We start from the raw sequence: 11,593 nt of genomic DNA on the forward strand, positions 1-11,593 counted from the left end.
GCAGGCTCGTCCGGGCGATCGTCTATCTCAAGCAGGATCTGCGGTAGGCAGTTGCCCTGTAATCCGGGGGGGGTGTGGCGCTTCATCACCAACACTGCCGTTCGCCGGCCATGTCGCTGTTGTTCCTCAACGAGACCGCCGCGACGGTTCGGTGCCGCATCTGCCTCGGCCTGAGACGCGCCACGATCGCACGCGTGTACGAGGACAGCGGGCCCGAGATTTTGACTATGGTCATGGGATCGTGGCCCTGGTCAGCAAAGGAACCGTGAAGGCTTGTGACCGATCCTGACGACACCGCTCCCGGCGAGCCATCCGCTCCCTCTCGGGCGGACGCGGCGATTCCGCGGGAGGTCGCCAGCAGGCTGGCGTTCATCCGCTACCTACATCACCTCGGCGTCGAGCAGTCCCTGCTTCCGGAGCCGAGGTCCTCAACCGCCGTCCTCGCACTGCATGACGCCGTCGAGGCTTTCCTTCTACTGGCTGCCGAGTATCGAGGGGTGGCAGCGCCCTCGCAGTTCGCGAACTACTGGGACGCTCTGGCCAAGCCCGCAGGCTCCGGGGTGGAACTTACCGTCAAACAGGGCATGGTCCGGCTCAACAAGGTTCGAGTGGCGCTGAAACACCACGGAGTGCTGCCCGGCCGGGAAGCCATCGCGCAGATCGTCGGTGACACGGCCACCTTCTTCGCGGCCAACACCCCGCTCGTGTTCGGTGTCGCCTACGACCAGGTGTCGATGGCCGACGTGATCACGCAAGGATCAGCACGCACGCTGGTCCGGTTAGCCGAGTCCGCCGCCGCGGACGACGACTACCTGTCGGCGATGATGTCGCTCGCTGACGCCGTCGAATCGCTGCTGTCACCACGACGCCCTGTGGAGGAACGATCGCCGCTGCTGTTCGGCGAGACCATCCACCACACTCCCCGGACGGCGAAGATTCGGAAGGCGTTGACGCCTTCAGCCGACGGCCGTGGCGGCGTCGACCGATACAGCGGCGAGCGCAGCGAGCTCGCCGAGCACATCACCGCGCTCACCGAGATCGTCACCCGGCTGCAGGCCGCCACTCGGATCACCAGCCTCGGGATCAATTACGCCGCCTACCTGCGCTTCCGCAGCCTCACTCCCGCAGTGGACGACATGTTCGAGGGTCGACGCGAGTATTACGCGCCGAAGGGCTACGCCCCCACGAACGCTGACTTCGAGTTCTGCCTCCAGTTCGTGATCACTCTGGCCCTCCGGCTGGCTGAGGCGGACTCTCACCTGGCGCCGCCGACGTGGCTCACCGACCAGGATCCCCACCAACGGGGCTGGGACCTCCTCGCCACCGGCACCTGGCTGGACAAAGACCAGCCGCAAGAAAGTCCATGACCGGGAGAGAACGCACGTGGCACCGCTGATGGATGACGTCAGACCGAACCCGCGCGGCTGGCGCTGACATCCCGGTGCCCGAGGTGGCCCCGATCGCGGCGGGTGCGTGGTCACTGGCCGGTTCGGGGCCGAGACCGCGGGCCGCGCTTGCCGCGGCGGTTGACCTCGTTCACCCGGCGCATCAGCACGGGCACGCTGGTGTCGTAGAGCAGGCCGAGGGCGTGGGAGAGCATCTGCGCGCCCTCCAGAACGTCGTCGATGCCGAGGCCGCCCTCGTGGCTGCCGGAGTTGCCGATCCACTTGACCGCCATCAGGACCCGGGCGACGTCCGGTTTCATCTGGGCGAACTTCTCGATGCGCTGGTGGGTGTCGAGTCGGACCCGCTTGTGGTTCCGGTTAATCGTGGAGCGCGGTATGCGGTGGCAGGTAAGCAGTTCCTCCACGGCGACGCGGAGCCGGCCAGCGGCGCTGGACGGGTCTGCCCAGGCGATCTCGGCGGCGGCTGTGGCTGCGGCGCGGACCTTCTCCGGTGTCCCCGGCGGGCAGGCGACCAGAATGAAAGCGGGTCGGGCGTAAGTGATCTTGTAGCAGTTCATCCAGGAGTTCGAGCGACCGCTGGGGTCGATGTCGACGCCGTACTGTCCCACCACCGCGACCTTCTCGGTACAGCCGGTATACCCACAGATGAGCATACCGGTGAACACACCGCCGATCAGGTCGGGATCGAAGGCGTCCGGGTCACCGAGATCATCACGCGATTTCGCCGACTGCTGGGCGTCGAACTCGTTCACCCGGGTGAGCATGCCCTGCCCACAGGTGGGGCAGCGGATCGCGGGCAGGTCCACGAACCAGTTCGTCAAGGGGGTCAAGGGATGATCCACGTGCGCACGCTATCCCACCGTGTGACCCCGCTTCGGCGGGAGCGGCCGAGGCGACGGCCGGACGCCTCGACACCGTGTCTTCGACGGCACACGCGTGTCCGGGATCATCGACTGGGACACGGCCGGCCCCACCAGCCGCGCTTTTGATCTCGCCCTTGCCGCGCACCACCTGGTGCCGTTTCACCCCACCGCAGATCTGGCGGCCTGGGGCTGGGGCACCGAGCCGGACCGTCCAAGACGGCTGCGCTTGTTCGCCGACGCGTATGGCCCACCAGTGACCCCGACCGACCTGGTTGACCTCGCAGCGCTCCGGCTACTCAGCCTCAGCGCCCACAAGGGGGCACGGATCCGGGCCGGCGATCCCGCGTACACCTTCCATGAGCAGGAAGACCACGGCAGCGGCTACCGCGCTGCGGCCGCGTACATCCTCACCCGCCGGGCCACGCTCCTCGACTGACGAACACCCACATTCCGCCCGGCTCGAAGGGCTGCGACTCTGCCATGATGGCTCAGGTTTGGCCCTCCTCGGTGATGCGCCTCGCCCGGCGGTGAGTGGTTACCCGTCGGCGGACGGCGTAGTGCACTGTCAGGTCCCCGATGGCCACCCCGACCCCGACGATCACCCCAGCAGCCAGCAGGGTGAGTCCGGAGAGTGCAAGCCGTATCGGGGTGCCGGCATGGCGCGGCGGGCGTGACATTTCCTCGCGGACGTGCGGCGTGGGCTGGCTGGTGGGGTCCGACTTCGTGCGTGGCGAGGGTGCCAGCGGTGGGGTTCGCTCCGGTCGCGGCGCAGTGGCCGGTACGGATCCGGTGACGCCGGGTGTAGTGCCAGCGGGCGGGCATGCCAGGCGATGGATCTTGCTCGCGCGTCCGGCGTAGCTCGGCCGAATTTTCTGTGTCTTCCAGACCACAATCTCAAGGGTGCCCAACTCGGCTACCTGCGCGAACGTACTGTCATTGGAGGCAACGACGAACCGGCGGCATCCCTGGCGCGCCAGCGCCCGCGCCTCCGCTAGTAGCGCCTCGTCAGCGGCGTTCTTCGTCGCGCCGACGGTGAGCAGCCTGACGTCGTGCTCGTGCAGGACGTGCGTGCCCGGCTCCGTGATCCGGCCGCTCGCGCAGGCCGCCACCGCCCGTGCTTCTGGCCCTGCTTGGCGGATCAGCGCACTCACTCGGGCGGCCATGAGAGTCGGTCTTGCCTTCTGCCCGATGATGTTCTCAATATCGATGAGCAACACCGAGCCCGGCGGTCCGGTCACCACGTGATGCTGAGACCGGCTGGACGGATTTCGGTGGACACGTGTCGCGAACTGAGGACCGGGCGCTCAGACATCCTGCCATTCTGCCGTCGCTGCCGCCGTCAGCGGTGTCCTCGCCACGGACGTGTAGTGGTCCGGATCGGTGCCGCCTGATTCAGCCTGGTTCGGTGTTACCGGAGGGCGCCGGCCACCCGGTGCCGGCGAGGGCGGTTGGCGACCTGCCACCATTCGTCAGCGCGGCGGGCAACAGCGACCTCATGCGCACAGAGGCGGTGCTCGCAGGTGAAGGTGTCGTGGTCGGCAGCACCGACGATCACGTAGGCGTCACCGTCGAGCTGCAGGAGGTCGCCAGCGTCGAGTAGGCGTGTAAGTGCCCGGTCAAGGCTGCGCCGGGAGGTGCGCTGGGAGACCAGGCGACCCAGGTCGACGTCTACGACAAGGGTGCGTCCGTCATCGTCACGGTCTCGGTAGGCAACTTCGGAAAGCACCTGCAACTCGCTTCCGCGGGCGCAGCGGCGCATCAGGTGGCGCATCACGTAGGTGAGCGTGCTGAGCGGCATCTGCTCGGGCATGGGCTGCGGAATCAGCATGTCCTCCTCCGGTTCGCGCCGACGGGGCGATCTCGCCAAGGCGGCCCGGGGAGCGGCGACCGGGGCAGTCATCGGCACGGAGTGGCCTTGTCAGCCAGCAACCCCGCGGACAACTCTAGCGATTGCCTGGGTGGGTTTCATCTGACCATAGTGGAATTTGTTGGGATGTGTCGTGTCCGGCTGCAGTCGTCTGACGTGCGGCGCGGATACCGAAAGGGTCGGTGCGGGTACGTCGTCGGCGGGTGATCCACCAGGACGCCCCCGTGTCGGCGGCATGGCGGTATCTGTCGATGTCGTACTCAGTCCCCAGGCGCGCGGTCTGCCCGTTGATCAGGACCACCAGGCCCTCCAGCGCGACCAATTCGACGTCACTCAGCGGGCGCACCGATTCGTAGCCTGCGAGCAGCCGGAGGGTCTTGCGGAGTTGGAATCGGACCTGGCCAGACCCGCTCTCACTGAACATCCCGGTGGCGATAAGTCTGGCGAGGTCGAACACCGGCGGGGCGTACATCAACTTGTCGAAGTCGATGAAGCCGAACCCGGTGTCCGTGGCCACGACGTTTTCCCAATGCATGTCCCCGTGGATGGGCTGGAGCGCCAAGTGCCCGCTCTGGGTGGACAGCCAGGCGAAGATGCGGTCCCGCCACAGTGCAGGCGTGCCAGGTGCTGGCCGAGCAACACCATGTCCGCGTGCCCTACCGCGCCGATCCCGATCCACGTGCACAGGTGAACCGTCCAGGTCCGGTCATCGGTGCTCAGTCGACCCGTGGCCACAGTAGTCGGGCAGGTCACCGACTGCACCCCGTCGACCAGGGTGCCGATCCGGCGGATGAGCGGCAACGGCTTGGGAGTCAGCCGCAGCGCCAGCACAGGGTGCTCGTCGCGGCGCTTATCAACGCCCTTCCACACTGTCGCCTGCGTGCCGCCGCTCACCGGAGCGAACGTCACGGCGGTGAGGTCGACGCCGTCGTCGCTGAGGCACTCGATGGCCCCGCGCAGCAGGCGGTCCGGATCCGGTGGCCCGTCACCCATGTCGTTGCCCTCCGTGCAACCGAGGTCTTCAAGGTCGCGGCGACCGGCTCGGCTCAGTCCGTATTGGGCGCAGTGGCCAGCAACCGGTCGATCGGTACAGGCCCCGACGGGTGAGGTCGGTACGTGCCGCCGGCGTCGAGGAGGTGCCGGTGCGCCACCTTCGTGTCGCCCTGGTCGATCACCCAATAGGAGGGCACGCCCGCGGCGGCGTACACCGCTCCCCGGTCCAGCCAGCCCACCGGGTCCGAGCCCTGCCTCACCTCAGCGATCAACCGCAACCCTTCTGTGCCGACATACCCGGCCCGTGACGCTCGCGGCAAGTGGTCCCAGAGCGATATGTCAGGTACCCGTACCCCGCCCTCCGCGAAGTCGATGCCGAGGTGCACCACCACTCGCTCCGAGCCATACGCACGCAACAGCGACATAGCAAGGCGGGACACGACTGCAGCGACGGCCGGGTCACCGATCGGCGAGATCATCACCTGGCCGTCGCTGGTCATCTCGTAGCGATGGTGCTCGTCGGCTGCGGCCATCGCGGCCAGACCGTCCAAGTCGCTGATCATGCGTTGGTCCGCTCTGCATCCCCGCGGGCCGGCCACCCGGCGACCCTGGCCATGTACTCACGGTCGGCGAGCCGCGCCCGACTGATGAGAGCCGCCGCCGCGGCCCGCACATCCCCGCCACAGTGCTCGTCGGCGTACGTGACCAGATACGCTCGGTCATCGATGTGAAGGGTCAGCCCGTCCAGCCACTTCTGATGCACACCTTCACCTTCCCTTACCGTCCAAGCCTCCTGCTACCGCCTATGCGGCAGTTATCGGGGTGACGTACGCCCGGACGAAGAAGTCGTGGACGGTCGCGGCGTGCAGGTGTCCGCCGACGGTGAAGTCCTCGGCATAGAGGGTGGTGTGCAGGTGCACCCTGCCCTCGGTAACTTCTCCGGTACCCGACAGTTCGAGGGGCTGGTCGTACGACCGGAGCCGGTCGACCAGGGCGTCGTCCTTGTGCATGACGCTCACGACAGCGGTGCCGACCGCGCCGATCAACGTGATCCCAGCGGAGGCGATCCCGAGTCGTTCCACCTCGGCCTGGATCGTCGCGAGGACTTCTTCGTCCTTATTCACGGTGATCAGGTGCGTCAAGGTCGTCTCCTTCTCAGATGGTCAAGGGGTCTTCCCCGGCGAGGGCCGCGCCGATTGCCCGGAGCGTCTCGCGGCTCGGTTCGGTGCGTAGGGCTCGCAGCAGAACGGCGGTGACGGCGGGCTGGTCGTCCTGCCGGGTGCGGTAGAGCAGCAGTGTCGAGCACCAGCGGGATCCGGCATCGGCCGGGTTCTCGACCTCGGCGGCGATCAGGGCGAGCTGCTGCGGTGTGGCGGCACCGGCACCTGTGGTTGCCAGGTCCGCCGCGGTTTTCCACGGCAGGCCGAGCACTCGGCTGATGACCGCGGTCAGGTAGAGGTCCCGGACCTCGCCGTCCTGGTGGAGCACACCAAGGGCTTCGTTCTCGAAGGCCGGTGACCTGGTCTTGGCGAGGATGCCGACGGCGTTCACTCTCAGGACTCCGGGGCCCTTGCGGCTCCATCTCGCCAAGGCTGCTCCGCTGCCGGCGTTGCGGGTCACGAGGCCCGCGATCCGCCGGTCGACGACATGGGTGGTCTGGCAGGTCTGATCGGCCGGCTTTGATCGCGGCGGCGATCGCTGTCGCTGTGTCTGGTGCGGCTGATGCCGGCGGAGGCGGGGATGCTCCTACAGCGGTGGCTACTGTGCCGATGAGCAGCAGGCGGCGGCGCAAATCGTCTCCCAGGACTCGCTCGTATGCCTCAACGACGGCACCGGTCGCGGGTCTCACGCCGGTTTCCACATTGCCCAGATATGGGCGACTGAACCCTGTCCGGACCGCCATCCCGGACAGGCTGAGCCCGGCAGCCTCGCGGGCGCCTCTCAGTGTCGACCCAAGATCAGACATCCGGTAGATCTCCGGGAGTTTTGGAGCGGGTTGGAGACACCCCACCACTTCCATACGAGTGATCAAGGCCACACGCTGGGTGTCATTGGCTCACGATCGCACAGGGGGTGGAGAAGTGGTGGCCGCGGCCCTGGCAGGTCTCCTGATCGGGTTCATCGCCGCCTTGGTCGCCTTCAAGATCAAGCAGCGCTGGTGTCCGGAGTGCGGGGCAGCCTTAATCTGCCCGGACGGCCATACCGCCCCGGCCACCCTCCCGGGCCACCCATCCCCATGACCCCGGGTCGCTGTCCGGGCTTCCCCCTGGTCAGACAGCGACCCGGCCAGACCACAACAGCCATCACGGAGGCAGACGTGATACTCCCCCGGTCCGGCGACGTCGTCCACATCGCCAAGACAGCGAGCGTCCAGTTCGCCAATCCCATGCTGTTCCGCGTGATCCGCATCCACGACTGGCCCACGGGCCAGCCGAGGTCGGCTGAAGAGCAGGCAGCCCCACTCTGGGGTCGGCCCGGTTAACTGTCCGCAGCCCTCGTAGGCCACCGGGCGAACAGGAAGCACTCCGATCTGGCGGGCACTCCGGGCGGCGGTCGACCCTGCCGAGTTCGGGTGCCGGGGTAGTACCTGTTCGATCGACCAGGCACCACCCCTACATTCCTCACACCGTCGAACCTGTCAACGCATGCTCGGCGACAGCGGATCGCGGAAGCCGGCCACCAGCTCGGGCCACCTGGCCGACGACGGCCATCGCCTACCGCTCATCGTGGCCCTCAGTCTCAGAAGATCCGCCGCCTTGCCTTCGGCGCATTCGATGGCGGCAGGCGGGCTGTAGGCGAGCGCCTCAACGACGTAGAGATGGTGGAATTCCGCCGCTCGCTCCGGGACATCCAGGTGTTCCCTGATTCGGGTGGCGAGGCCGCGTCCGCGGTACGCCTTGCCGAGCCAGCGGAGTCGGCCGTCGGAGCCGGCCGCCAGGTACAGACCAGCATAGACGCCGCCCAATTCGGCCGCCGTTGCCGGCCAGCCGGAAGCCGCGAGAGGGTGCGGTCCGGTCCAGGTACCTGCGGCAAGCGGGCCAAGGGCTGCCCGCACCGTCAGCAGGACTCCGAGGTCCACATGCGGGCCGACAGGTAGACCCGCCCCGATCGGACTCACAGGTCACCGACCGCGATGATGGCCGCGTTGATCTTTTCGGTCAGGTTCGCCTTGACAGTCTTCAACTGGTCGGCGTATGCCTTCTGGATCTCACTGGGTTCCTCCTGAGCACCAGCGGCGTGACGGGCGCTCACGGAGTCGTTGATCAGGTCGGTAAGACCGGTGATCTCCTCCCCGAGGGTCTCGCCGCCGTCAGTGACCACCCCGAGTTTCTGCGCAACCTTCGCCCGGATGATGTTGAGCCGGGTCTGCGGGTCATCGTATTCGTCGCCAGCTACCGTGCCGGTGTCTTCGTCGCCGTCCTCGGGGTCCGTCTCGTCGGTGCCCGTGTCAGACTCGCCCTTACTGTCCCCGCTGCCTGATCCGCCGCCGGTCGCAACCTTCTGGGTCTTCGGGAACGTGTCGTCGAACCAGGCTTTGTCGGCGAGACGAGTGGTGCTTACTCCGTCTGGCCCAGGCGCGAGAAAGGTTCCCGGCGGCAGGCCGTGGACACCGGACGTGGATTCGGGAGCGTTGAGGACCGCTTCTGCAAACGCCATGAGCAGCTCACGGGTGACTACCCCCACTGGTTGGGTGTAGGCGGTGACCAGCATCTGCACGGCATTGCCAGGAGGACGCCGGACGCCCTTCCTGTTGGCGGCGACCTCCGAGCCTTGCCCCGCGGTGATGAACGGCTCCGGCGCGTTGATCAAGGAGGGAAGGAGGTGCCGGCGGACCAGGACGTTCCAGGCGTCGGAGTCGCCGGCTCGGCAGGCGGCGAGCAGTCCGGGCAGACTACGCTGATCCGGTCGGACACCGAACTGGGCGTCCGTCGCGTTGAACGCGTTGTCAGCGGCGTGCAGATTGCCGCGGTGGGCGAAGTGCTGCGCGATCACTGCCGCCCACACCTCGGTGCGGCGCTCTGCTCGCTTGCCGTTGTTCTGACTCCACGGGCCCTCCTGCAGTGTGGCGCGCACGATCGGCCAGTACCTGCCGGTGTCCTTGGTTTTGTGCTTCACCAGGTCCGGCTGCTTCGGGACCGGCGGAAACAGAAGCAGGGTGGTGCAGCGGATCGCCATATCCCGGAGGGCAAGGACGGTCGGCTCGTCGCCTGGTACGAGAAGTACGCCGAGCGGATCAAGCGACCCTGCCCCGACGAGAGCGTCAGCCACAGCATCCTCGTCGAGGTTGGCGGCGGGAATCCTGCCGCCAGTAACCTCTGTGGCGAGCAGCTCGGCGAGCAGCCCGGCCGCCTGGTAGGCGTTGACGAGGGTCGACCACAGGCCAAGTGCCCGGTCTGCGTCGTCGTAGGGCAACTGACCGCGCAGGTGGTCGTGCACGTTCAGCTCACGAAGGGCCGCTTCTAGGCGGACCGGGCTAGCCGAGCCGACCACCACCCGGGAACGGACCACCGCGACCCGGACAGCGCGCTGGGCGCGGCCCTCGGGATCCGCTTGCGAGTCGGCGTACTCCAGGTTGAGTCTCGTGCTGAGGCGACGCAGGATCTCACTGAGCTTGTGGATGCGCTCGACGCGGTTCTCGGGTTCGTTGTCGAGCACGAGCAACGGCTGCGGGACGCCGGTCAACAGGTGCGCGGCATCGATATCCATGATCTGGAGCCGGGCATCGGCCCGATTGTTCCCGGTGACCTGCACCGGCCGCCAAGGCGCATACTCGGTGCCGTCAACTGCCTCAACCGGGGTCTGCTGGAGCACCACGATGGTCGACTCGCGCTGCCCCTCCTGCACCAGCGATTCGATGAGTTCGTATGGGCGACGCTGACCACGCTCCCGCAACTTCGCGACAGCGTGACTTTGGATCTCAGCCGCCACGTCCGCTGCCATCGGGTTGGTCACCAGCGCCGTCAAGTGCCGATCGCCCTCGACGAAGGTCCGCACGGCCGGCAGCGGACGTCGGCCAGCGAGCGCACGCTCGGCTGCGGTCAAACGGGCTTCCTCCGCCGCAAGGCTGGTACTCGCATGCGCAACAGCGTCCTCAGCGGCCCGCTTCTCCGAAGCCGGAGTGGTCGCCGTCTGACGGCGCTGGGCCTCAATGGCCCGCGCCCGTAACGCCTTCGCAGCGGAAACGGCCCGCTTCGCGCCAACCAACTCGTTGAGCCGCGCGGTGTTCTCCGGAGTGAGGTGCAGCCAGTCGTTGCGGGTCCGATCGTTGAGAGGCCACGGGATGCTCGCAGCGCCGTGGAGGTCGACGTTAAGCAGCAGCAACTCGTGGTCTGTGCCACGGTTCTCGATGTGATAGGCGGTCGGCTTCAACTGGTTGTTGCGGCGGTCGGTTACCCGCTTCGCCTCACCCGGGCCGAGTGCCGGCGCGAGCCCTTCGAGCACAGCCGACCTCGGAGGCGGGACGAGACCCAACTGGTGGCAGGTGCTGACGATCGCGCTGTAGAGATTCTCCGCCCACTCGGGCGTGGTCGGGTACGGGTACGGACCCTCGGGATTGCGAGACATGACGACCACATGGTCTTCCTCCCGGCGACGCCACGGTCTCCGGGTGCAGTAGATGCACCCCAGCGGTCGCCGGGTGCAACACGCACCCGTACCGCCGCCCTCTCACGAGCGCCACGTGGGTCGCCGTCGCACATGCGGCCCTGGAGGCGGCATGAGCGAAGACCGTCGGACCGTTCATCTCGCCGAAGGGGCACTGGTGCCGCGGCATACCCGATCAAGATCTAGATCCAGGATGCGGCGTGCACTGCCCTCTGAACCACTCCGCCGACGGCGGCACGGGCTGGAGAGAAGTTGGGACCACTGACGTGCGCCCTGAACCCTACCTCCGTCGGCGTGGGCAACCAAGCAGTGAGGCCCTGCTGGCCGCTCCTCTCAACAAGGCGCTGCCGAGAATAACGAAGTCCCGGCGAGTTCCCCCCGACGTCCAGAAGCCGGAGACTACCTGGACGTAGGCTGACTCAAATGATCGATAGGCCCGTTCGCATCGGGCTGCAGTTGCAGCCGCAGCACATGGACTACGCCACCATCCGTCGCACTGCCTCCGAAGCCGAGGATCTCGGCCTCGACCTACTCCTCAATTGGGATCATTTCTACCCACTTAGCGGTGAACCGGACGGTTTGCACTTCGAGTGCTGGACCATGCTCGCCGCCTGGGCCGAGTCAACCAGCCGGGTCGAGATCGGCGCGCTGGTCGCCTGCAACAGCTACCGCAACCCCGAGCTGCTCGCCGACATGGCCCGCACGGTCGACCACATCAGCGAGGGCCGCCTGATCCTCGGCATCGGCTCGGGCTGGTTCGAGCGCGACTACACCGAGTACGGCTACGAGTTCGGCACCGCCGGCAGCCGCCTGGACGACCTGGCGACCGCGCTCCCCCGCATCGAGTCCCGCTGGGAGAA

The 11,593-nt window shown here is 67.3% G+C and carries 11 protein-coding genes and 2 pseudogenes; 3 read left to right on the forward strand and 10 right to left on the reverse strand.

The genetic code is table 11. From position 1 onward, the window contains the following. Positions 1–275 precede the first annotated feature (275 nt). Positions 276–1,367: a hypothetical protein gene (locus AB0I88_RS15560; protein ID WP_361023677.1), complete on the forward strand. Its 1,092-nt coding sequence runs from the start codon at positions 276–278 to the stop codon at positions 1,365–1,367. 110 nt (positions 1,368–1,477) lie between these two features. Here the strand turns inward: AB0I88_RS15560 and AB0I88_RS15565 are convergent, their stop codons facing one another. Then, positions 1,478–2,248 carry a DUF4145 domain-containing protein gene (locus AB0I88_RS15565; RefSeq protein WP_361023680.1) on the reverse strand — a complete coding sequence of 257 codons (771 nt, stop codon included), beginning with the start codon at positions 2,246–2,248 and terminating at the stop codon, positions 1,478–1,480. 76 nt (positions 2,249–2,324) lie between these two features. Here AB0I88_RS15565 and AB0I88_RS15570 point away from each other — a divergent pair. Next, positions 2,325–2,705 (forward strand): annotated as a pseudogene (locus AB0I88_RS15570) (phosphotransferase); the annotation flags it as partial. A gap of 52 nt (positions 2,706–2,757) precedes the next feature. Here the strand turns inward: AB0I88_RS15570 and AB0I88_RS15575 are convergent. From AB0I88_RS15575 to AB0I88_RS15615, 9 genes and pseudogenes are all read right to left on the reverse strand, one after another. Continuing rightward, complete coding sequence (locus AB0I88_RS15575) at positions 2,758–3,507, reverse strand: hypothetical protein (protein WP_361023683.1); 750 nt, start codon at positions 3,505–3,507, stop codon at positions 2,758–2,760. A gap of 170 nt (positions 3,508–3,677) precedes the next feature. Then, a complete protein-coding gene (locus AB0I88_RS15580; RefSeq protein WP_361023685.1) occupies positions 3,678–4,097 on the reverse strand; it encodes a hypothetical protein in 420 nt (139 codons plus the stop codon). A gap of 115 nt (positions 4,098–4,212) precedes the next feature. Then, complete coding sequence (locus tag AB0I88_RS15585) at positions 4,213–4,821, reverse strand: phosphotransferase (protein ID WP_361023688.1); 609 nt, start codon at positions 4,819–4,821, stop codon at positions 4,213–4,215. A gap of 361 nt (positions 4,822–5,182) precedes the next feature. Then, positions 5,183–5,680 carry a Uma2 family endonuclease gene (locus AB0I88_RS15590; RefSeq protein WP_361023691.1) on the reverse strand — a complete coding sequence of 166 codons (498 nt, stop codon included), beginning with the start codon at positions 5,678–5,680 and terminating at the stop codon, positions 5,183–5,185. A gap of 252 nt (positions 5,681–5,932) precedes the next feature. Further along, entirely contained in the window at positions 5,933–6,271 is a 339-nt protein-coding gene (locus AB0I88_RS15595; RefSeq protein WP_361023693.1) for a DUF296 domain-containing protein, read from the reverse strand. A gap of 13 nt (positions 6,272–6,284) precedes the next feature. Continuing rightward, positions 6,285–6,719 carry a hypothetical protein gene (locus AB0I88_RS15600; protein ID WP_361023696.1) on the reverse strand — a complete coding sequence of 145 codons (435 nt, stop codon included), beginning with the start codon at positions 6,717–6,719 and terminating at the stop codon, positions 6,285–6,287. Positions 6,720–6,927: 208 nt separating this feature from the next. Then, a pseudogene (locus AB0I88_RS15605) lies at positions 6,928–7,095 on the reverse strand (helix-turn-helix transcriptional regulator); the annotation flags it as partial. Positions 7,096–7,767: 672 nt separating this feature from the next. After that, on the reverse strand, positions 7,768–8,208 hold the full coding sequence (locus AB0I88_RS15610) for a hypothetical protein (protein ID WP_361023698.1): 441 nt from the start codon (positions 8,206–8,208) through the stop codon (positions 7,768–7,770). A gap of 35 nt (positions 8,209–8,243) precedes the next feature. Further along, a complete protein-coding gene (locus AB0I88_RS15615; protein ID WP_361023701.1) occupies positions 8,244–10,694 on the reverse strand; it encodes a hypothetical protein in 2,451 nt (816 codons plus the stop codon). A gap of 462 nt (positions 10,695–11,156) precedes the next feature. On the opposite strand from AB0I88_RS15615, the gene AB0I88_RS15620 reads away from it, so the two are divergent. After that, on the forward strand, positions 11,157–11,593 hold a 437-nt coding region (locus tag AB0I88_RS15620), incomplete at its 3' end, for an LLM class F420-dependent oxidoreductase (protein ID WP_361023704.1).

Source organism: Actinoplanes sp. NPDC049802, from assembly GCF_040656595.1.
In the GTDB taxonomy this organism is placed as follows: domain Bacteria; phylum Actinomycetota; class Actinomycetes; order Mycobacteriales; family Micromonosporaceae; genus Actinoplanes.

Bases quoted from the DNA above. Each gene is read 5' to 3' on its own strand.
- AB0I88_RS15580 (WP_361023685.1), bottom strand. From the start codon at position 4,097: ATGCTGATTCCGCAGCCCATGCCCGAGCAGATGCCGCTCAGCACGCTC.
- AB0I88_RS15615 (WP_361023701.1), bottom strand. From the start codon at position 10,694: ATGTCTCGCAATCCCGAGGGTCCGTACCCGTACCCGACCACGCCCGAG.